This is a genomic window from Bradyrhizobium sp. LA2.1 (genome assembly GCF_040547725.1).
Lineage (GTDB): Bacteria > Pseudomonadota > Alphaproteobacteria > Rhizobiales > Xanthobacteraceae > Bradyrhizobium > Bradyrhizobium barranii.
On sequence record NZ_JBEPQI010000005.1, the window covers coordinates 41336 to 62545 of the forward strand.

General features: G+C 56.5%; 19 protein-coding genes. 13 read left to right on the plus strand and 6 right to left on the minus strand.

All coding sequences use genetic code 11. From position 1 onward, the window contains the following. Positions 1-21: 21 nt before the first annotated feature. Positions 22-408 carry a YybH family protein gene (locus ABIB95_RS10575; RefSeq protein ID WP_354239177.1) on the plus strand — a complete coding sequence of 129 codons (387 nt, stop codon included), beginning with the start codon at positions 22-24 and terminating at the stop codon, positions 406-408. Positions 409-611: 203 nt separating this feature from the next. On the opposite strand, the gene ABIB95_RS10580 is transcribed toward ABIB95_RS10575, so the two are convergent. The 4 genes from ABIB95_RS10580 to ABIB95_RS10595 form a co-directional block, all read right to left on the minus strand. Then, complete coding sequence (locus ABIB95_RS10580; RefSeq protein WP_354239724.1) at positions 612-896, minus strand: ubiquitination-like system serine protease family protein; 285 nt, start codon at positions 894-896, stop codon at positions 612-614. 188 nt (positions 897-1084) lie between these two features. Continuing rightward, a complete protein-coding gene (locus ABIB95_RS10585; RefSeq protein WP_354239179.1) occupies positions 1085-1327 on the minus strand; it encodes a hypothetical protein in 243 nt (80 codons plus the stop codon). Positions 1328-1691: 364 nt separating this feature from the next. After that, positions 1692-2387 carry a hypothetical protein gene (locus ABIB95_RS10590; protein WP_354239181.1) on the minus strand — a complete coding sequence of 232 codons (696 nt, stop codon included), beginning with the start codon at positions 2385-2387 and terminating at the stop codon, positions 1692-1694. Between the two features lie 857 nt (positions 2388-3244). After that, positions 3245-3952, minus strand: coding sequence for a hypothetical protein (locus ABIB95_RS10595; protein WP_354239183.1), 708 nt, complete (start codon positions 3950-3952; stop codon positions 3245-3247). Positions 3953-5077: 1125 nt separating this feature from the next. On the opposite strand from ABIB95_RS10595, the gene ABIB95_RS10600 reads away from it, so the two are divergent. From ABIB95_RS10600 to ABIB95_RS10610, 3 genes are all read left to right on the plus strand, one after another. Then, positions 5078-5563 (plus strand): Xre family toxin-antitoxin system antitoxin, encoded by a 486-nt coding sequence (locus ABIB95_RS10600; protein WP_502917817.1) that lies wholly within the window; start codon positions 5078-5080, stop codon positions 5561-5563. Between the two features lie 760 nt (positions 5564-6323). Then, a complete protein-coding gene (locus tag ABIB95_RS10605) occupies positions 6324-6791 on the plus strand; it encodes a hypothetical protein (RefSeq protein WP_354239187.1) in 468 nt (155 codons plus the stop codon). Positions 6792-6972: 181 nt separating this feature from the next. After that, positions 6973-7233: a helix-turn-helix transcriptional regulator gene (locus tag ABIB95_RS10610; RefSeq protein ID WP_354239189.1), complete on the plus strand. Its 261-nt coding sequence runs from the start codon at positions 6973-6975 to the stop codon at positions 7231-7233. A gap of 5 nt (positions 7234-7238) precedes the next feature. Here the strand turns inward: ABIB95_RS10610 and ABIB95_RS10615 are convergent, their stop codons facing one another. After that, positions 7239-8312, minus strand: a complete 1074-nt coding sequence (locus ABIB95_RS10615; protein ID WP_354239191.1) for a helix-turn-helix domain-containing protein — start codon at positions 8310-8312, stop codon at positions 7239-7241. A 705-nt stretch (positions 8313-9017) separates the two neighbouring features. Here ABIB95_RS10615 and ABIB95_RS10620 point away from each other — a divergent pair. From ABIB95_RS10620 to ABIB95_RS10650, 7 genes are all read left to right on the plus strand, one after another. After that, complete coding sequence (locus tag ABIB95_RS10620; protein WP_354130653.1) at positions 9018-10034, plus strand: alpha/beta fold hydrolase; 1017 nt, start codon at positions 9018-9020, stop codon at positions 10032-10034. Between the two features lie 245 nt (positions 10035-10279). Further along, entirely contained in the window at positions 10280-10462 is a 183-nt protein-coding gene (locus ABIB95_RS10625) for a hypothetical protein (protein ID WP_354239193.1), read from the plus strand. 392 nt (positions 10463-10854) lie between these two features. Then, the gene (locus ABIB95_RS10630) at positions 10855-11496 is read left to right on the plus strand and encodes an HD domain-containing protein (protein ID WP_354239195.1); all 642 of its coding nucleotides are present in this window, start codon (positions 10855-10857) and stop codon (positions 11494-11496) included. 68 nt (positions 11497-11564) lie between these two features. Then, positions 11565-12902: an MFS transporter gene (locus ABIB95_RS10635; RefSeq protein ID WP_354239197.1), complete on the plus strand. Its 1338-nt coding sequence runs from the start codon at positions 11565-11567 to the stop codon at positions 12900-12902. A gap of 49 nt (positions 12903-12951) precedes the next feature. Next, positions 12952-14226, plus strand: a complete 1275-nt coding sequence (gene soxC, locus ABIB95_RS10640; RefSeq protein ID WP_354239726.1) for a sulfite dehydrogenase — start codon at positions 12952-12954, stop codon at positions 14224-14226. Beyond that, complete coding sequence (locus ABIB95_RS10645) at positions 14213-14752, plus strand: c-type cytochrome (protein WP_354239199.1); 540 nt, start codon at positions 14213-14215, stop codon at positions 14750-14752. The genes soxC and ABIB95_RS10645 overlap by 14 nt, the downstream gene beginning before the upstream one ends. Positions 14753-14762: 10 nt before the next feature. Further along, positions 14763-15287 (plus strand): DUF302 domain-containing protein, encoded by a 525-nt coding sequence (locus ABIB95_RS10650; protein WP_354239201.1) that lies wholly within the window; start codon positions 14763-14765, stop codon positions 15285-15287. A gap of 414 nt (positions 15288-15701) precedes the next feature. Here ABIB95_RS10650 and ABIB95_RS10655 read toward each other — a convergent pair whose 3' ends face one another. Next, positions 15702-18680, minus strand: a complete 2979-nt coding sequence (locus ABIB95_RS10655) for an ATP-binding protein (protein WP_354239203.1) — start codon at positions 18678-18680, stop codon at positions 15702-15704. Between the two features lie 267 nt (positions 18681-18947). Here ABIB95_RS10655 and ABIB95_RS10660 point away from each other — a divergent pair, with 267 nt between their 5' ends. Further along, the gene (locus ABIB95_RS10660) at positions 18948-19595 is read left to right on the plus strand and encodes a sensor histidine kinase (protein WP_354239205.1); all 648 of its coding nucleotides are present in this window, start codon (positions 18948-18950) and stop codon (positions 19593-19595) included. 107 nt (positions 19596-19702) lie between these two features. Further along, on the plus strand, positions 19703-20674 hold the full coding sequence (locus tag ABIB95_RS10665; protein WP_231142949.1) for an MBL fold metallo-hydrolase: 972 nt from the start codon (positions 19703-19705) through the stop codon (positions 20672-20674). Positions 20675-21210: the final 536 nt, after the last annotated feature.

Sequence of the window (21210 nt, forward strand, 5' to 3'; positions counted from 1 at the left end):
TTCAAAACGATTGGATATTCGATGGCACATGCTGCCGACGACATCGCATCCGACATCATCGCGAAATGGGCCGCGGCTTTCAGCAGACTGGACGCCGACGCGCTTTCCTTGCTTTATTCGAAGCAGGCGCTGTTCTTCGGCTCGAACCCGAAACTGTATCGCGGGAGAGACGGTGTTGCGGCCTACTTCAAGGAATTGCCGCGGTGGCCAACATCTGCCGTTCAATTCAGCGACGTCGTCTTCGAACAGGTCGGCCCCGATCTGGTCAATGTCGCCGGCACCGCGTCGTTTGACGTTGATCAAGGTGCGATAAAACTGTCGCTCAAGATTACCTGGGTGATCGCCCGCGAGGACAGCGACTGGAAAATCATCAGCCATCACGTCTCGTCGAAGGCGCCGTTGATTTAACAAGTGCAAGGCCATCATGGAGGGGGAGCCAAATGCGATCCGGCGGAGGACGCACTCTGTAGCAAACCGGACATTCTTCGGGAGCTGCACGTCGCAGATTGGCCAGAATGCGATGTTGACGCATGCCGCCACGGGAGGCGGCCCGAACGATAGATCTTCCAGCGCCAAGTGTCTCATATCCGCAAGATCGACCTAAGGTTTATCTACGCTCTCGCAACGATAGCTCGGGCTCGGCTTCTCCACGTTTGCCGTTTCGCGTCGCGATCGGCATGACGCGCGATTTGAATGCGCATGACTGAAGACGAGGCCGAGAAGGCGGGCAGCCATTCGACCACGCCGGCCGTGATGAAATAGTGCGACTTGCAAGGCGCGTCGCAGACCGAAATCGACGGGCGGACCGTGGCCAAGCCGCCCTGCGACGAGACTTGGTGGCTGGTAGAGCACGCCGTGGTCGAGCTGCTTCGGCAAGAGTTTACATTTCGAGCCATTACCTTCAACACTCCGCATCGCAAGCTTTTGGTTGACGGCCAAGCCGACCCCGACCGTTAGTCTGGCTCATCACCTCAGGAGCGGCCTGATCGCCGCCCGACATTACCTGTCGTCAAATGGCGTCAAAAAAATAGACAAGTTGACCAAAGTGAAACGTCGATCGTGCAAGCTCTCGAGAAGGCGCTTGCTACTGACGCGTGCGAGCAGTCCGGCGGGGCAATGCCTTGCGCAATGCTTTCTTGCGGGCCGGCGGTGACTTCGGTTGTTCTTTGTCAATCTGGTATTGCTTGAATGCGCGTCGGGCAGCGACGTGCTGATCGATCTGGAACCCCGTCGGGACAACTCGTCGTCCATCGATGATGTGCCAGATGTCCTTGCCGCTGCTGTCGCTGGGGATGGACATTACCAGATAGCTCTGACGTTTCGCCATTGATCCATTCTCTCCTACATGTACTCGCCGGCTCTATGCCGGACATCGCTTTAGTCCGACTCGCGGGCTTGGTTAAGTCAAGGCGACGGCATTATGAGAGCGGGGAAAACCCCCGGAGGCTTCCGTGGACCGGCTCCCGACGGCGTTTACCGCGACGCTACGGTGGTGGGCGGTGTCCCCGGTGCAACTGTTCTCCGGAGGTCCCGCCGGACCGCACTCTTCGAACGCCCTGGGGGCTCACATTGGATGCACCACGCCATCTATCGCGATATTGAAGAACTCGTCGGCAGCCTCGTGTTGCTCTAGGGCGTCGAGGAGAGTCCTGAAGGGAGATCCCCAATCGGCACGTTGCTCGTGAACCCGACTACGTGAAACGAGTAATCGGAGGACGGCGCTTCGTCGTCCGCCCAAGCATGCTGATCTTGAAGTCGTACATAACGCTTTCAGCGAAGTCACGAGAGATAACAGGCATTTTGAGCTCGCGCGCCAGCTGCGCGGTTCGCGCGAAGAAGTAAACGAACGACAGATCGGGATCAAACTGTTCGTTGGACAGAGCGATCGAGAACGTCAAGACCGACCGAAATTCAGCGCGCTCCCATAGCGGCTGACGCGCGATCAAGCGGAGCAGGTCAGATCGATCTTCGATGCAGGACTCGCTTTCAATCAGTTCATCAACGGCCATAAGGTGAGAGTGTTTATCGCACCAAGTCAAAAGCTGCGCCGGAGTAGGGGGGAGCGCGGGCATAGAGGAAAGCGCTTTATCAGACGCTCGCGCTTCTTCGATGAAATTAATCGCTGCCAGAAGATTACTGTCGCCGTAGATCGAGCTCCCCCGAAAGCTCTCCAACAGAAGGAACGAGTGGACATAGGCCTGTTCGTGAAGTTCCAATGCGCGCTGCCAGGAATTGCCGAACCGCCGCCGTGCTTCCCACTGCTCCTGCAGCGCCGGGCTGGTGGGCAACGACTCGACAAGAAGCCACTTGCTCAGGAGCGCGTTCCGGTCGCCTTTGCTGAAGTTATTAGTCTCGCTGGCAAGTTCGATGTCACTCAGCCCATACATTTCGGCATCCTTCGATTCAGTCTGTGAATTAAGCAGCCATTTGTTGAGCGACTGCTGTTTGGCATGTCGACCATCGCGTCAGACGAGCAATGAGTCGATCGAACAGCTCAGCCGTCCACCGCCGGCGCTACGCAGCGGCGTTAACCATTCGGTTGAGACACCCGCGAAATCCGAAATGTGCGAAAAATCAGCAGAATCCCCCAACTTTTCGAAATCATATGCGTGTTCGAGCGCGGAGATTTCTGCTCCTGAGTGTTGGAATGGTTAACCCGGCCGTCCACAGATTTCCTCTAAGAATTTTTCGGCTGCGAGCCTCTCGCCAGAGACGACAACGCAGAAATCAACTACTTGCCTCCAAGCGCCTCTGGGGATCGGGCGGAGGTCTTGCTGTACAAAGTCACGCTAGCATGGCGTCAGTTGCCGGCCTCACGGCCGAAATGGACGATAGCCCGCACATCTCCCGACACGCTTGAAACACGTCGATAAGGTATTTGAGGGGGGACCCTTGGTCTGGTCCGGACGGGTTGCCAATGTGCGATGGGCGTTTTCGTAAGCATCGGTCGTTTGAGAATGAATTGGACAGGTTGAGCGTAGGCATCTCTCGAGCGCGCCGGTCGCTGTCGTTGGGACTAGTAATATGAGCCGTTCCCTATAGTCGGTTGCGTACGAGTTAGTTTCCGACTGTCCGTTCTGAAGATAGTTGCCGGTCAGCGAGCTGGTCGGGTAAGCATTAAAGTCGTTAAGCACTACTTGACCGTTTACTACTCAGGCGGGGCCAGAGTAGCCCGCAAGCATGACCCGCATCGCTTGTCACCTACCTGACCTCGATATCTTCGGGCAAAAGCTGACCGCCATCCTCAGGAAAAGACGCCGTTCATCTGGTTTTGGGCTACACCCAAGACGGCCTCCTGTTGCCCGGCCTTCAAGGCGTCAAGGGCGGTCCGTCCGCCAAGCTCCGCGTGCACGGTCCGCAGGAACCGGTAGACCGTCCATGGCTGCCTGCCCAGCACCTCAAACAGCCTGGATAAACCTGGCAACGGCAGGCCGGCGTCCGTGACCTGCCAGCGCGGATATCGCACCGCGCGGGTCGCGCCCTGCAGTCCGAGAACTTCGCCCCGGCCGCGTTTGACGTTGACGGTCTCATGGGACGCGCCGATGAGCGAGCCGAAATCGCTCGCTGTCAGCATGTCATCGCCTTTCAAAATCTCGGCGACCTTGACCTGCCCCCGTTCTCTTGCCGTCGTCAGAGCTGACTCCAGCGCATCACTCTCCGCGACCGGCGCGGCGACAGGTTCAGCGACAAGTTTCGCGTCACCATCAGGTGAGACGCGCACTGTGTAGTCGAGAGGACGCCCCACCTTCTTGGCTCTCTTCGCGACCGCGATGTAGCCTTTCAAAATCTTGTCGATCGACCCCTTCCTGGCGATCTCCGAAAGGCCTTCCGACGAGACCTGCAATTTCCTCACGGTCACGTACTTGCCTGTCGTGCCGCGCAGCAGACTACGCTTTTTGCCGCGCTTCTTCTTCGCGGTTGTCGGTCGATGCAGTTCCTTCGGTTGCGCCATGTCGGACCTCCTCCCTAAAATGGGATTTATCATCAATCCCCTGGGAAATGGGCCCGGACTTAGCCTGGACATGGCACCTGTGAGCTCTCAGCCGTGGCCCCAGAAGAAGTTTCTAAAGATCGACGATTGACGGCCGAGTTCGACTCATATCGCAAGAAAAATAGGACAGAATTACTGTCGGATTCGACGCGGTAATGTTTTGCGCGTTATCCGGGCGCTGATGCATCCTACCGCTTATCGCGGCGCAGACGGCGGCGATTTTCCCAGCCGCTGATGCCCGTCTCCTCAGTGATGATCGTGTAGCCAATATTGGCGGAGGTGATGACGAACGCGTTGGTCCCACCACTGCCAACGCGGGAGTTCTTACTGCGCGAAGCTCCGCTAGCTAAGACAGGATCGCGCATGAAAGTTATGGCGGCAGTTGCCGACCTCACCGCCGCCGAAACAGACGACGGCCGGTACATCTGTCGATACGCTCGAGTCGCATCGATAAGGTATTTGGGCGAAGGATCCTTGAGCTTGTCCCGACGCCTTACCAATATGCGATGGGCGCTTTCGCAAGCATTGGTCGGTTGAGGACGAGTTGGACAGGTTGAGCCATGGCATCGCTCGGGTGCGCCGGTCTTCTGGACAGACCGCTCCGCTCTAGTGGCATCCACAGAGTGGTGTCCGGTATTGATGGTCGGACGATAGGCGTCGATAAGTAGTCCAGTCTTCCAGAACTCTCCTCTTGGGCACGCAGAGAAAAGCCGGTCGGCGCAACACTGATCGGTGGGGTCGGTCCGGTCCAAACTAGGTGTGCTCGCAAAGAAGAATCGATTCGATTTAAGCGAACCTTGAGTCTGGCTGGCGACGCCCACCCACCAGTGGCTACGCAGCATAGCCGACATCCCGCACCGCGAAGCCCAATGGTGCGCGCTCAATCGCTTGTCTGAATGCCCCGGATCTTGGTCATAAGGGTGCGACCCAACCATGTTCAGTGAGGTGGCTCGACCCGCTTCGAGGCCTTTGAGCATGCGTCCTGCCGGAGGATCCCGCGGGCACCGGCCGGAACACCGATCCGCCTTTCTTGAACGTTTGCGCCAACTGTCATAGATGGAACGACACATGACTGGACGACTTCAAATGCGTAACCGAGAGACCGACCGGCCACAACCGATTGAGAAGACGCGGCTGGCTGCAGTCGCCAGTCTGCTTGGCGCTCCGTCTACTTTTCGAAAGGTTCCCCAAAGCCCGTTGGAGGCGCATGAGATGCTTCTGAACGGGCTGCCGTCCAGAGCACTGTTACATCTGGTTGAGAACCTGACGTTTATTCGCTGGGACGACTCTTTCGCCAAAGCGATTGGAATGAGCCATCGCACCTACCAACACCATGCCTCCGCGGGAGCCAAGCCACTCAGCCGAGAGCAAAGTGGGCGAACATGGAAGCTTGCGGAAGTCCTGGCGAAAGCAATCTCCATTTTCGGTTCCATGCAGGAAGCTGAGCAATGGTTGGAACGGCCGGCTATCGGCTTGAACCAGCATAAGCCAATCGATCTGTTGGCCACACCGGCTGGTGTTGAGTTGGTGGAAGATTTTCTCGTTCGACTTGAGCACGGTGTCTACGCGTGACGCCATTGCCTGGGGCGCTCGGCGGTACCGAGCTTGTCGCTTGGCGATTGGACCAAGCGACTGCCGGCCGTTAAGGTTTTGCCGAACTACTGGTTTCGTGCGCATCGGCTCGGCGCTGATCGCGGTACAGGTGCGGTACTTAGAGAGTAGAAGGGATCTCGCGTCGGACGGCGGAACAATTTTAGGTAGAGTAAATCTACTTTTGCGCGGCACCGAGCGAAGACCAGTCCACTGCGATCATTGGATTGAAATATCTGCAGGAGAATCGCCTCAGAATGCCGATGAGCGCGTCAGCAGGAATCGGAGATGTTATTGAAGTCTTGAAAATTTGTCGGCCCAAACCGAACAGATGAGCGGAGGTTGAAAGGGTACTTGATGCAAGCAGCAAGTGCCCTTGCAGCCACCGGCTATCCCAAACCTATCGCGCGGATGAGTGTGAGGTCTGCGCGAGAATGATACCCGACGGGGTATGCGCGCTATTCTTATCCACACCAGTCGCTCTTCAACCGATCGGCGTGAGCTCACAGGATGAGCCGAGCGATGTTTATCGATTAGGAGCGCTAAAGTCGAATCCTTGCGTATGTCCGGATCGAAGCCTTTGATCGCATCGTGTGTCTGGTAGTCGGGATACTGGACGGCCAAATCCGCTAGATTGTAATAAATGTAACGTCTGCCGTCGCCAACCATTCACCGTCCTCGCCGGAGATTCTTGCTCTGCTTTCTGGACCGTGTTGTTTCTTGTCCAGCGGAGGACAAAGAGATGTCGACGACTACCCCGAGCCTGGACAATATTGTCGCCAATCTGGATGCCCAGATCAGTGATAAGCATGCGATCGTTTCTGGTATTCTGGACGAGATCGTCCAGCTTAAGATCCGCCGAGAGCGCATCGTGGACACGCTTAGGGAGATCTCCGGAGCAGTAGGGGCAGGCGCGTCCCCTTCGGGTTTAGACAGCCAGCGCGTCTCGGCGCCTGATGGCATGAACAAGGCTCCGATCCAAGGCAAGGCGTCAGCGCTGATCGTTGAGGCGTTGCGGACCGCAGGTGAACTAGGTCTCTCGGGAGCCGAGCTCAGTAAGAAAGTGATCGACGCCGGTTTGTCGAGTGCTGCGGCCGACAAGGCCAAGACGAGGCTTAGGCAGGCAGGGATGGTGACGCAGAAGGGTGGCCGCTGGTACTCGCCTAATTCAGCAGATGCGACGGCGCTTAGCCAATCTGAAGAGGTCTAGAGCCCGGTGGGATAGCGCCGTCGGCGTCTTGGGAGCAGGCTGGGTTCCTGCACCAAGAAACGAAGGCCCGATCTTCGCGCATTTTACCTACAGATGGCGAGCAGTCCAAGGACGGTCCCTCGCTGTAGATATATGATTAGTCATATGGACCGATGGTCTATCGCCATTCGATCGTGCCGGGATGGTGCGGTCAGGATTCGATGCACGGTTTCCTAAGCGAAGCTCGCACGTTGCGAGGACGCTCGGCCGTAATGTTCAGCGCTTGCGAAAGGATAGGGGGTGGACCCAAGACGAACTGGCGGCAAAATTGGAGGTCGAGCAAATGGCTGTTAGTTTAATAGAAAACGCGCGAGCCAACCCAACGCTCGAGACAATTGAGGCTCTTGCAGCTTGCCTGGGTGTTAGGTTCGTTGACCTCTTTGAGGTTCGGACGATGAAATAGCGGGTTTATGTAACTCGAATTCCCTTAGCAATTGCGCCTTCAAACTCAAATTGGACGCCCGCATATTCGAATGCCGCCCGAATTCTTCGCAATGTTGATGGGTACGGCAGGGATCGATCCATTTCAAATCGCGAAATGGTTTTTTCCGAAACCCCGGATTTCTCAGCTAATTCCTGTTTACTCCAGCCAAGCCAAGCGCGGGCTCCTCGGGCCTGGGCGGAGGTAAGTAGTTCATTAACCGTGAGTTGGTTTGACACGAGACGTCTTACCTTCGAAGGCTCATATCGCATGTTCGCAGCATTGCGTCGCCAGCGCGCCGGAGTGTCACCCACGCGTGCTTTGAAGACAGTCGAGAAGTGCGCCTGCCCCTGGAAGCCGACGAAGAGAGCGAGCTCCACGAGTGGCATATCGGTGCTCGATAGAATCACCTTCGCGCGTTCGATGCGCCTGTGGAGAAGGTAGTCGTGTAGACCGTTGCCCGTCGCTCTTCGAAACTGTGCGGCGAAATTGCTCTGCGACAATCCCGCCACACCGGCCAATGTGGCGAGCGTTGGCGGATCGTCGAGGTGCGCGTCGACGTACTCTTGTACGCGTTCCAAGCGCGAGGGCGGAAGAGCTCCATCTGCTGGACCCGGTCGCTCCAAAGTTGCGATATGCGTGACTAGACTGCGGCCGATGCTCTCGGCGTACCGCGGGTCGTTTGCGTAGCAGCTAATCAATTCACGCCCTAGGAGCCTCGCCAACGGATCGGAGACGACGACATCGCCGAGATCCGGCACTAAGGTGCGTTTTCCACGGAGTGGGGTTCCTTGAAGCGCTCGAAAATAGTCGTCCAACACATATAGGTGCACAAAATCGAACGGGTCGCGAAACTCAGCGGTCATACGCTGGGCGGGAGACGTAATATGCAAAGTTCCTTCAGGCATTGCGCCATCGAAGATCAGGCGCTGCCCTCTAATGAGCTTCAGCCGCGAGTCCCTTAGCGCGATCCGAATGATATGCCGATCGTATGGAGACGCCGCGACTTCCCGGCGAAACCGATTTTCGAGATCGGTCCAGCGTGAGATCAGGATGTCCACTTTGATGAGTTGATCCCCGGAATCGTCGATAGGGCGATGCCAATATCGCTCTTCGTAAATCGAGCCCGAGCGTCTAGAACATTGTTCGCAGAGCGCCTGTTGCGCATATCCAGGCGCGCCTCCCGAGGTCGATGCTGCTTTGATGCTTCGGTGCCGCATGTCATCCGCAATTGCCGAAATGAAGTTGTGGGAGACGCGGGGCCGCTGAACGATCCATTGATCGGCCTTCCGGCGTCATGTGTCGTCCCTCATGAACCCTGCTCCAGGCCGATGTTAAACGCGAATAAAAGTTTGAAAATCAGACGAGATGGGTTCGCCCGCGCGTCAATTGGCGGTCGCGCATGTCAGCCGAACTGGGTCCTCAGCGAGACAGTGGCTGAGTCGATCGTCCTATCGAAAGGAAGAATGGCCGTGGCGAGGGAGGGCGTGCATTTCCAAAAAGTCACTTTCGTCTGAAAGACGAGCTATGCAAGCGGCGATAGTGATAGCCGACGCTAGCGAGAAAGGCGTTCCTAGAGGTGCCGCCTTGGGACGTCTGCAATCATGAAATGCCTGAGGTCGGGGATGTCGCGGCCAGGAGATACTTTTGGCGCGATTGCGAATGCTCCAGTCGTGGAGGCCGTCCGTATCTGCAAGTCGGCTTCGTAAGTCAAGCAGCGTCCGTCACAAGTACCGTCGTGTCGACTCAATTCCATGGAGGCTAAAATGAGAGTCACCCAGTTCACGCGCCTTATGTCAGGTGTCAATCGTCGTCGTGCCGTCTTGGGTATGTTCGGAGCGATCGCTGCTACAGCGTTGCCAAGTCAAGCAAGAGCAAAAGCGAAACGCGCTTCGCCGGGTGCTCTCCCGGCTTATCCAGTGACGCACTATCGGAAAAAGACAATCGACGGCGTTAATGTGTTCTACCGTGAGGCCGGCCCCAAGAATGCGCCTGTGGTGTTGTTACTCCATGGATTCCCGACCTCGTCGCACATGTTTCGCAACCTCATCCCTGCGCTTGCAGACCGCTATCACGTGATAGCGCCGGACTATCCCGGTTACGGCCAGAGCGATATGCCGAACCGCGCGGACTTCGCCTACACGTTCGATCATTTTAGTGAGCTAGTAGATAATCTGCTCGTTCAACTTGGCGTCGACCGCTATGCGATGTACGTCATGGACTATGGCGCTCCAGTTGGCTGGCGTCTGGCATTGAAACATCCCGAGCAGGTGACAGCCCTGATTGTTCAAAACGGCAATGCCTATGAAGAGGGGCTGCAGGAGTTTTGGGATCCGATCAAGGCATACTGGGTCGATGGTTCTGACGCGCACCGACAAGCACTCATGAAGCTTGTGACGGTGGAGACAACAAGGTTTCAGTATACCGATGGAGTGTCGGACCTTAGCCGAATTGCCCCCGATAACTGGGTGTGTGATCAGGCACTTCTCGATCGGTCTGGAAACAGTGATATACAGATGGATCTGTTCTACGATTACCGGACGAATCCGCCGCTATATCCCGCCGTGCAATCGTACTTCCGCAAACATAAGCCGCCTACGCTGATTGTTTGGGGCAAGAACGACAAGATTTTCCCCGCATCCGGTGCGTATCCCTTCAAGCGCGATCTCCCCCAGGCTGAGTTTTATCTCATAGACAGTGGACATTTTCCGCTGGAGGACAAGTTTAGTGAGATGGTGCCGCTGATCCGCGGGTTCCTCGATCGAAGCCTTTTGCGCGGCTGATTAGAAGAGCGCCTGGCGCGCCCGGCGCTCTTAGCGTTTGAGAGTATCCACGAGGATGCGGGGGATACCTGTTCCGTGAAGGCAGTTACGAACAAAAGCGCACAAGCCAAAGCCAACCGGATGGGAGTTGGCTCGTGGGTGGTTATAATTGTGCTTCTGCTATTCTTGTTGGCGGCGGCGGTCCCCATCTACCGTAGCTGGAGGCTTGGGAATGGCGCGGGCTACCGCTGTCGGCGTATATCGCAATGGCGCTCGGAATCGTGTTCTCGCTTGGGGCTGGCTTTGGCCTGATGGCGTTGCTGTTTTATAGCAGTCGTAAAGGCTACGACGAGCCGCCGGTGTTGATGGACGAGAGCGAGCGCGCGGAGAGCGCGAACCCGTCAACGGAGAATGCGGAGCAGCTGACAGGCCACCATGAGTCTCAATAATTAGCCGATGTACTGGCGGTCAACGGCTAGAGTCGGCCGGTTTGTATGAAACGACGCGTCTCCGCCAGCACAGGGTGCGATGCAGCCTGAGTGCAACACGCGGGGATTTTTAGATCCCGGCAATCTCCACGAACGTAGCGTTGCGCTAGGAGACCGATCCCGTTGGTGTCATCGGCTTCGGACGGCCTGTCTCCGTGCCAGCCGCGATTGGCTGCATATCGTTGGATTACCTCTCGCCAGGCGTATCCGAATGTGAGCCGAGAGCCGATCATTGATCACGTGCAATTCCTAAAAGCAGCTAGAGCTCGAAAGAAGAGTGGGAGCTCCTCACGTACGCTGGCGATGAAGACGGGATAATGCAGGCCAACCTCGGACAATCATGGAGAAAGAGCGTGAGTGCAGCCATCATCGCCGGAATCAAGATTCCGGATTCCAAGCTAGCGCACCATACCACGGAATTCATCCGCGATACAGAATCACCGCTGCTTTACCACCACTCCAGACGGACGTTCCTGTTCGGCATGCTTCACGGTGAGCGACGCGGTCTGAAAGCGGATCCGGAGCTGCTCTACGTAGCGACGATGTTTCATGATCTAGGTCTAGTCGAGGGACACCGACACATGGATCGACGATTTGAAGTCGACGGTGCCGATGCGGCTCGTGAGTTTCTCAGGTCTCATGACGTCCCTGAGGACGCCATCCGCCGGGTCTGGTCGTCGATCGCCCTCCACACCACGCACGGTATTCCGGAATTTATGGAGCCAGAAATAGCTCTCGTAGCAGCCGGAGTGGAGACCGATATCGATGGAAGAGATCTGAAACTGCTCGATTCAGCCACGGTCAAAGAGATCCTTGCGGAGCATCCACGCATCGACTTCAAGCGTCAGGCATTCAAGGCCTTCACCGAAGGTTCTAGAGATCGACCAGACACAGCTTTCGGCACCATTACAGCCGACGTCCTCGAGCATTTTGCTCCCTGCTTCAGGCGAAAAGACTTCGTTGAGGTGGTCATGAACAATGAATGGCCGGACTGAATCCTGATCAGGAGCCGCTTTCGGTCTGAGCTGGGGTCTCCTTGGCGCGTGAAAGGCGATTCAGCAACATGCAACAATACGTTGATCCGATCCTCCATCGCCGGCGCGAACGCTTGGTCAGAGTTATCGCGCTGGCAACATTCGTGGTCTTCTTTCAAGCGTACATGGTGGCTCCGATTATTCCCGTTCTCTCCAATGCCTTTGGGGTATCGGACGAGAAGATTGGCCTCGTCGTACCAGCTTACTTGATCCCATATGGCGTTTCGACATTGATATACGGAGCGGTGGCTGACCGTATTGGTATTGCCCGTGTCATGTTCACGTCGCTGCTGGCCTTCTCGGCACTTACGATGCTGACCGCAACCGCACGATCATACGAGGAACTGCTCCTGTGGCGCACCATTACGGGAGTTGGCGCGAGCGGGATCGTTCCCCTTGGGTTGGCGCTTGTGGGTCGGCTGTACCCCTATGGGCAGCGCGGTCGCCCCCTGGGCTGGCTGTTCGGAGCTATGGCCGGCGGGATGGCGTTCGGATCTCCGTTGGGAGCGTTGATCATTCCCGTCACGAACTGGAGCGGGTTGTTTATCGTTGTCGGAGTGTTCGGCCTGGCGCTGCTGCTCCCTTGGCTGCGCTATCTCACCGTTATCGAAACTACGGTGCCTCCGTTGAAGGGTACAGTTTACCAGGTTTTCGATGGCTATAGGCATCTCTTGGGAACGCCGCGTGGCCAGCGGACCTATGGCTACGTCTTTCTCAACTCAATGTTTCACTCGGGCGTGTTTACCTGGTTAGGTGTCTATCTCGAGCGTCGTTATCACCTTGGACCCGCAGCGATCGGCTTCGCGCTGCTCGGCTACGGCATACCGGGATTTCTTTTAGGGCCGTTGATCGGCAGAGCGGCAGATCGCTGGGGCCGCGCGAGGCTGATTCCGATTGGTCTAATCTTGAGCTCGTTGGCGGCGATGGCGTTGGCGCTTGGCACACCGGTGATGTTCATCCCGATCGTCGCAATCATACTGTCCTTGGGGTACGACATGACCCAACCGATTTTTGGTGGAATCGTTACGTCTCTCGGAGGAGAGCGGGCCGGCCAGGCCATGGGGCTGAACGTATTTATGCTTTTTGTCGGCTTCGGGCTCGGAAGCCTGATCTTCGGCGCGCTCATGCACTACGGCTTTACGGTCGCATTTGGTGCATTCGCGATGATCGAATTGCTAATCGCCCTGATGTCCTTTGGGCTGTTTCGTTCAGAGGTGATTCTTGTCGGCCTGATCTTACTTTGCTTGGCCGGGTCAGACGTGCTGCCCCGACGATCTCCATCGACCGCACAGACGCTGCCATCCACCAACTCCGAATCGAGATTGGCCGAACTTGGAGAAGCATCGTCGAATTCGCCGCGTGGATAAAGCAGTCGAAATCTCAATCAGTCAGTTTCTGCAGATAGGAGAAATCGGCATGAGGCCGGTATTTGAGAACTTTCCAAGTGAGGCCGCCGAAGACGCAGTGTCGCGTCGAAGATTCTTGACAGGCGCTTCCGCTGGGATCGCGGGGAGTGTCGTCGCAGGGAGAGCAATGGCTGACTCGTTGGCCGATGTGCCGCCGCGGGAAGTTGGCGCCGATCTCAGCGGCCACAGCGAGCGATCAAAGTACGTTCATATCGAGCGGATTCCCGAGGCGGGGCCAGGACGACGCCACGTCGACCCCGGCGACGCGATCAATTCGAAAACGCCCCTGGACAAACTGGTCGGCGCGATCACGCCGTCGGACCTTCACTACGAGCGCAGCCATGCGGGTGTACCCGAACTCGACCCTGCCAAACACCGTCTTCTGCTGCATGGCATGACCCAGAAGCAACTGGTTTTAACATTGAACGATCTCAAGGCGATGCCGTCGATTTCGCGGATGGCCTTTATCGAATGCACCGGTAACGGTTGGGAGAACTGGAAAAAGGCGGACGAGAATCTCACCGTGCAGAATACCCATGGCCTGGTCAGTACGAATGAATGGACCGGAGTGCCATTAAAGTTCCTGATCCAATTGGTCGGCAAGAACTCCGGGGCCACGTGGATGCTTGCCGAGGGTGGCGATGCCGCGGGCGTTGCGCGTAGCATTCCACTCACGGACGAGATCATGGACGAGGCTTTCGTCGCCTACGGTCAGAATGGCGAGCCGCTCAGGCCTGCTCACGGTTTCCCGATCAGACTTATCATGCCCGGGTTCGAGGGAAATCTAAACATCAAATGGCTTCGGCGTCTGAAGTTCGGCGATCAACCCTGGATGACCCGCTGGGAAACCGCTCGCTATACGCAGCTTCTGGCAGACGGAAAGGCGACCCAGTTCCAGCTCAGGATGGAGACCAACTCCGTTATCACCTCGCCATCCGGAACGATGGTGATAGAGCCTGGATACAATCGCATCACAGGCTTGGCCTGGAGCGGTCATGGCAAGGTCGAGAAGGTCGAGATCAGCACCGACGGCGCGAAGAGCTGGAAGCAAGCAGAGTTGAGTCATCCAGTACTTCCAAAAACCCAGACCCGATTTCAGATGAACTGGATCTGGGATGGCCGAAGCACAAAGATTGTAAGTCGTTCTACCGACGATAAGGGCAACGTTCAACCAGATCGCGCTGCACTTATCGCACTCATGGGAACAAACGCGCTCTTTCACTACAATGCGCAGCAGACCTGGAGCATCGACGCAGCAGGGAGAGTCCGCAATGTTCTTGCATAAGCTCTTCTTGCAAATTGCCCTTGCCAGCAGCTTGGTGACACCGGTGCTGGCCGAAGAATTCGGGCGTCCTGCTCGGCCTGATGAGATCGAACTATGGGACATCGACGTGAGGTCGGACGGCAAGGGCCTGCCAGAAGGCAGTGGCACGGTGGCGCAGGGTAAAGCGATATTCGAAGACAACTGCTCAGGCTGTCACGGCACGCGCGGCCAAGATGGCATCAAGGATCGCTTGGTTGGTGGTCAGGGCACGCTCGCTTCCGAAAATCCCATCAAGACCGTCGGCAGCTTCTGGCCCTATGCCACAACGTTGTTTGATTACATTCACCGGGCCATGCCTTACCAGGCACCCGGTTCGCTAGGTGTCGACGACACCTATGCCGTCGCTGCCTACCTGCTTAGCCTGAACGGGATATTACCCATGGATGGGAAGTTGGACAAGCAGAGCCTGCCTAAAGTTCAAATGCCGAATCGCAACGGATTTGTTCCGGTACCGGAATTCGACTACCCGCAGAGCCACCATAACTGAGCTGGACGTCATGAAGGAAGCGACAACGACTGCCTCCGATGCGCATGCGTCGAGCCGAGGTGCGATTATTTGTGTGGTCGTTGCCATCTGCTTGTTCGGATTTAAAGGAGTAAAGGCGATGTCTATAGAGGGATTGATTTCGATCACGAGCAACTACGGCCCAGAGGAAACGATGGAGCGGCTCGAGGCCGCGATCAAAGCCACGGGCATGACGGTGTTTGCCCGAATTGACCATGCGGCTGCCGCTGCCGCTGCCGGCATGAAGTTGCGCCCGACAAACCTTTTGATCTTTGGCAGCGTCAAGGGGGGGACGCCCCTAATGCAAACGGTGCAGACTATCGGCATAGACTTGCCGCTCAAGGCTCTTATCTGGCAGGACGAAGCGGGGGCGACCTGGATCTCATACAATGATCTGATTTGGCTCGCCAAGCGACACAAGGCAGAGACCAAATCGAAGGCGGCCATCCACGCTATGTTGATCGCGCTTGACGCAGTGGCTTCCACAGCCACCACAGCCAGAGTGGCACCGAACTGAGCGGTCGAATTCTGATCAGCGGCGAGGCCCACCCGGACGTTCAAGCGTCATCAGGAACGATGCGGCGATCTTATGGAGAGGCAGTGCCTCGAGAGCCGCGGGCAAAATTGTTCGGCCAGCGGGTAGGTGACTTCCAGCGCCCGGGGCACCGGTGGATGAATCAAGTGTCTCATGCTTGCAAAGTGCCACGCTGTGGCTGGTTCGCTCGAATGGCTACGTATCCTTTTAAACTCTTAGTCGTTTCGGGAGGCCTTGAAAGATCAACCTCTCAACCATCGGCTTGCGTTTATGACTGATATTCGGCGCTCGCGCTGTCCCGAGGCCCGCCGGTGGGCATTTCCTCCCCAGACCCGCCCCACGGCCAATGCCATCGGGCGCCTTTCAGGTACGTTCGATTGAATTCACCTTTGTCGATCAAAGGCCCGGAGTCGCCCTTAACCTGCCGAGCAACGCCTTTGCGGCCTTGAGATCGGAGCTATCGAATCCTTCCGTGAATCGGTTGAACACAGCAGCCAATAGACTGCAGCCGTCTGATTGACGACCTTGGTGTATCCACAGTTCGGCAAAGCTCATCGCGGTTCGCAATTCCCAAGAAAGAGCATGTTGCACGTCGGCCAATTTCAACGATCTCTGAAATAGCCGTTCCGCGCCCGCTAAATCCTTTTGATCTGCCGACGCTAAAATGACGCCTTTGATACGCAGCAGCTCTGGCAATATGAATGCTTGGCCGTTGTCTTCAACTCGGGCGATTGCATCGTCGATGGTCGCTAATGCGTCGTCACTCCGCCCGAGCTTAGCGAGGCCTTCGGCCAAGCTGCCAAGTAATGCCGGATGATGCAGTTCGTACCGGTCAGCTTGCAGCGCGCTGATTGCGCCACCCAACATCTCGACACCTTCGTCTGCGTCGCCATGGTGAATATCCAACACACCTTTCAAGCCGATACCAACTGCGCGGTGGGGACCGAGTGAATGCCTTTCGCAATGAGCGATAAGTCGCTCGATCACGCCGCGCGCCACGGGGACATTTCCGATGCGAACGAACATGAAACCAGAAAAGACCAGGCCGGTGCTCAATGTGACGGGATGCTCTATATCCGTGCGATCGTGGATTGTCTCCAGCGCCATCTTGACGGCCTGGTCGGGAAATCCCCTAAACCACCGAATTGCAGCCAACGCACACCGAACGCGCGTCTCCGTATGACTATCGAAGCCAAAATTACTCGACTGGTTGCGAAGAACGCTGGGATCGGCGAGAAGGCTCTCGCAACTTCTCTCGGCAGAAAGCTGGTTGCCGGCGAAATAGTTCGAAAGCCCGAGCATCCAATTCGCTACAGCAATGGGGGCTGGATCGTTCGTTTTTCGGGCGACCTCCTCATTGCGTTGCGCAAGTTCAAATGACTTGCGGAAATCCCCAATTGCAATGTGGAAGTTGTGAAGGGAGCGAAGCATCCGCATTTGGAAGTACGGATCGCCAAGGACCTCGGCCAAATCCAGTGCTCTCATCAGAGCAATCCGCGCATCCTCGCGGTAGCCTTCCGTAAGCATCAACGATGATCCCAGCGACGCCTGCAATTCCATCTCTCGTCGCGTGGCGCGATCAGGTTCGCCGATTACTCCCAGCGCTCGCCTCGTTAGGCGATGACATTCGGCCAATAACGAAAGCTCAGCCAAGAAAGGTGCGACTAAGGCCGCCAGAGAAACTCCGACTTCGGTGTGGTTCGCGGACGATAGGCTCCAATCGAGTGCGCCGCGCGCGTTACCGAGCACTTCTGATCGCAGGCTCAAGTCTCGAGACATTGCGAGCGAGCTGGAATCGTGGCGTTCAAGGACTTCTCGATAATGGATCGCGTGACGCTGCTTCGTCGGGTCGAGCTCCCCGCTTTCTCCCAATTTGATTGCAGCATAGGTGCGGGTGGTATCAAGTAGTCGGTACCGCCGTTTTGTCCCCCCTTTGTCGACCTCAACAAGGGATTTTCCAACCAGAGCGGCGGTGGCTGCCGCGACACGTATGTCATCAAGATCTTCATCTGTTGCAACTGCGCACGCTGCCTCAAGTGTGAAGGTGCCGACAAAAACGGAAAGCCTGCGAAGAACCAAGCGTTCTTCCTGCGGCAGTAAATCATAACTCCAGTCGAGCGTTGCTCTCAGTGTGTGATGACGTGGGCGCGCCGTACGCCGTCCCTCCCATGTTAGCTCGAACCGATCCTTCAAGAGTGACAAGGTGCCCTCCATCCCATAGGCGTTGGCACGGGCGGCGGCGAGTTGAATGGCGAGGGCGATTCCGTCTAGCCGACGGCAAATTTCCCCGATTATGGGAACATCAGTATCGGTCAGCGTGAGTTGTCGTCGTCCGCCAGCGATAGCGCGTTCCATAAATAGCTGCACGGCGGGGAAATCGAGTACCTGCGTAGCGGTGAGGCGTACGTTATCGGGTGGACTGGCGAGCGGCGGTAGCCGATGAATATGTTCGCCTTCGACCCGCAAGGATTCCCTGCTGGTCGCCAATATGTGCACTTGCGGTGCGTTCGCGAATATTCGCTCAGCTAGCGTCGCCACGGTTTCTATTACGTGCTCACAGCTGTCAAAGATCAAAAGCGTTCGTTTGTCCCGGAGATGGTTAATCAAGGCAGTAGTGAGATCCGCGGACTGAAGCGGAATACCAAGCGTCACGGCAATAGTGCCAGGTATGAGAAGCGGATCACTCAGCAGTCCAAGATCGAAAAGATATACGACGCCGCCAAACTCGTTGTTCAGCTCGTGACCGACTGAGACAGCCACCGTGGTCTTCCCAATGCCGCCCGGTCCCACGATCGTGAGAAAGCGCTCGGTCTTCAACCGGATAACGATTTCCCCGACCGTTTGATCACGTCCGAAAATCCGCGTAACCTTAGGCGGAAGATTGTAGTCCGGATCAAACGCCTGATTGGTCGATGCTGGGACCCCCGCGCGAAAAATCGGCGCGACGAAGCAATAGCCCGTCCCGGGAATTGTACTGATATAGCTCGCACTCGTGGCTCCGTCGCCGAGTGCCTTCCGAAGCGCGGCGACCTGGACGCGAATATTGGCCTCGTCGACGGTGATCCCAGGCCAGGCTTGCGCGATCAGGTCACTCTTGCTGACTACCTTGCCAGCTTCTGCGACCAGAACGACAAGGATGTCGAGGGCTCGACTACTCAGACGAACCGGTGTGCCGTCACGTTCGAGGAACCGTCTCGCGGCGAACAGCCGGAACGGTCCAAACGAAACGACTTGATCGTGCGTCTCGCTCGATTCATGTCGACCTTCGTGTTGACCGCGATCAATGGGTAGGCCGGGCATTGTAGAGCCTAAGGCTTTTTGTAGGGGGAGCCGGCTGCTGGAAGCAATCCTCGATTTATGCTCGTCCGAAATCAAGTTAGTTTATTGCCGCAGGCAAGGCCTCTGCCCGAAAAGCCGTGCAAGGACATTTCGATACGGTTGTAACGACCGGGCGGTTAGCGTCGAGCCAAGCAACTCTAAGGTGTGGCCGGGTGGCTCAATGCCGTCCGCGGAGCATGCCACTTTGCGTTCGATCTCAAAACACAGTCCGAATTCGAAAGATGATACCGCGAAGGCGTCGCAGAATACGGAGCGAGGTCTCAATCCTTGTCATATGGCTCATACAAGACGGCGGAGCATCTCTTGAACACCATAGCGCGGCCCAAGATCCAATTCTCAGAGCAGCTGCTTCTGCACGAGTTTACTCATAGAATTAACAACGAGTTCGCGTCGGCGATTCAGGTCGTATCCTCGACCGCGGCTAGATCGTCAAACGACGATGTGAAGACTGCACTGGCAAATGTACTGGAACAATTGCACGCCTACGCGCGGGTTCATCACGCGCTGCAGATGCCAACGCAAAGCGATCTTGTCGATGCCTCGAAATATCTGCGCGAGCTGTGCCTCTCGATAACTTGCTCCAAGCTCGTAAATGCGGGCATTGAGCTAATTCTTGTCGATCAGCCATTCCGATTGTCTGCCGAACGCGCGTGGTTGATGGGATTGATAATTTCAGAGCTCATTACGAACTCCGCTCGTCACGCGTTTGATCAGCGAGGTGGCGTGATTCGGGTTGATTGCCTGGTGTCACAAGAGTCCGTGGTGTGTCGAGTGTTGGACAATGGATCTGGTTCGATGGCGCAGCCAAGGAATGGAGGCGGCATGCGAATTATTGGCGGACTTGCGGAGGCCCTCGGTGCGACATTTGCCTTCAATCTTGGCGAGGCTGGTGCTGAAGCTATCCTTGATCTTCCGCTTGAGACGGTGTGCCTACTTCAGACACCGACGTGAGCTCAAATGATCTGGTGTCAGTGAGGGATTAGGGTCGCTGCATTCCGTTGAGCCGCACGGACGGTTCGGCCGTTCATGGGCTCCATGTGGAGCATTGGAGGAAAACCATGACAATCACTCCATCGCAAGTGTTCTCCAGGCGACGTTTTTGCTCCTGCTGTGTCGCGGGCGCGGCGCTTTCGACCGCTAGTCGTTGGCTTTCGCCGAGTGAGGCATTTGCCGAAGCACGCGGACTCGTAAGCGCTATCAAAGATGCCGCCGCGGTCTCACCGATCGTTACCCACAAGTTGCGTAACAATATCAGCGTGCTTGAAGGTTCGGGAGGGAACATTGCGGTTCTTGCGGGGGCAGACGGCAAGGTGCTCGTTGACGCTGGTATTGGAATCTCGCGACCGCGCCTTGCCAGGGCTCTTGAAGAGTTGGGTCCCGGAGCCGTCACACATGTCATAAACACGCATTGGCATTTTGATCATTCCGATGGAAATACCTGGTTGCATTCGACCGGTGCGAAGATCATCGCGCATGAAAAGACCCGAGAATATCTCTCAAAGGTGCAGCGAGTGGAAGACTGGGACTACAATTTTCTGCCCCCATCTCTGGATGGAATGCCCAGCGAAGTCTTCACGGAAGAGTACGATCTTCAATTCAACGCATCAAACCTCCACTTATGGCGGTACGCTTCCGCACACACTGACAGTGATATCGCCGTTACGTTTGCCGAGGCGGATATTGTTCATGTCGGCGACACGTTCTGGAACGGAGTCTATCCGTTCATCGACTACTCGACGGGAGGCAGCATCGACGGAATGATTGCTGCATCTGATGCCAACCTGGCAGCAACCACAGACGCAACGATCATCGTCCCCGGCCACGGAAAGCCTATCGGCAATCGATCCGAGTTGAAGGAGTTCCGCGAGATGCTCGTAGTTGTTAGAGATAGCGTTGCAACTCTAAAAGAGCGAGGATTATCTCGCGACGAGACCGTTGCCGCGAGGCCGACCGCGGCCTTTGATGACAGATTCGGCAACTTCGTCGTCGATGGAGGCTACTTCACCAAGTTGGTCTACGAGGGCGTATGAGCGTGGTCTATCATGAACCTCCGCCGCCTATAACGCGCGCATTGAGCGCACCACCACCGAGATGTGGGTCAATCAGCGATTTGCGATCTATCAGTTCGTGCAAATTCGAAGCGCTTGCGCCCTTCGCTAGTGGCCCAAGACGGACATCGAACCATCCGACTTCAACGTCGTTTTCTGTGCGATACCGGAGGCGACAACTTCCAGCGACACGCCTTCATGCATTGGTGTGGCCGACGCGCAAGCGAGCCGGGCAGGGCAGTCATTTTCGGGATTGGTTTGCGGTAACCTCTGTACCCTCTTCGGTCGGGCATCGTGTCTTTTCGGAATATCATGCGCTTCGTGGAATACGCGATCGATGGACCACTGTAGAATTCGGGAGCACCGCTCGAGAGATCGCGGGTATTCACGGATAATTGCTGTCGATCATGATCGATGGATGCGGGTCATAAGCGACATACGGCGTTTCACTTCCGTTCGGATTTTGGCCGAATGACGGTTGCGTTGCTCGCGCAAAATGGTGTTCGCGGGCGATTGGC

Coding starts and splice junctions, on each gene's coding strand:
- ABIB95_RS10575 (WP_354239177.1), top strand. CDS start 22: ATGGCACATGCTGCCGACGACATCGCATCCGACATCATCGCGAAATGG.
- ABIB95_RS10580 (WP_354239724.1), bottom strand. CDS start 896: ATGGCTCGAAATGTAAACTCTTGCCGAAGCAGCTCGACCACGGCGTGC.
- ABIB95_RS10585 (WP_354239179.1), bottom strand. CDS start 1,327: ATGGCGAAACGTCAGAGCTATCTGGTAATGTCCATCCCCAGCGACAGC.
- ABIB95_RS10590 (WP_354239181.1), bottom strand. CDS start 2,387: ATGTATGGGCTGAGTGACATCGAACTTGCCAGCGAGACTAATAACTTC.
- ABIB95_RS10595 (WP_354239183.1), bottom strand. CDS start 3,952: ATGGCGCAACCGAAGGAACTGCATCGACCGACAACCGCGAAGAAGAAG.
- ABIB95_RS10600 (WP_502917817.1), top strand. CDS start 5,078: ATGCGTAACCGAGAGACCGACCGGCCACAACCGATTGAGAAGACGCGG.
- ABIB95_RS10605 (WP_354239187.1), top strand. CDS start 6,324: ATGTCGACGACTACCCCGAGCCTGGACAATATTGTCGCCAATCTGGAT.
- ABIB95_RS10610 (WP_354239189.1), top strand. CDS start 6,973: ATGGTGCGGTCAGGATTCGATGCACGGTTTCCTAAGCGAAGCTCGCAC.
- ABIB95_RS10620 (WP_354130653.1), top strand. CDS start 9,018: ATGAGAGTCACCCAGTTCACGCGCCTTATGTCAGGTGTCAATCGTCGT.
- ABIB95_RS10625 (WP_354239193.1), top strand. CDS start 10,280: ATGGCGCTCGGAATCGTGTTCTCGCTTGGGGCTGGCTTTGGCCTGATG.
- ABIB95_RS10635 (WP_354239197.1), top strand. CDS start 11,565: ATGCAACAATACGTTGATCCGATCCTCCATCGCCGGCGCGAACGCTTG.
- soxC (WP_354239726.1), top strand. CDS start 12,952: ATGAGGCCGGTATTTGAGAACTTTCCAAGTGAGGCCGCCGAAGACGCA.
- ABIB95_RS10645 (WP_354239199.1), top strand. CDS start 14,213: ATGTTCTTGCATAAGCTCTTCTTGCAAATTGCCCTTGCCAGCAGCTTG.
- ABIB95_RS10650 (WP_354239201.1), top strand. CDS start 14,763: ATGAAGGAAGCGACAACGACTGCCTCCGATGCGCATGCGTCGAGCCGA.
- ABIB95_RS10665 (WP_231142949.1), top strand. CDS start 19,703: ATGACAATCACTCCATCGCAAGTGTTCTCCAGGCGACGTTTTTGCTCC.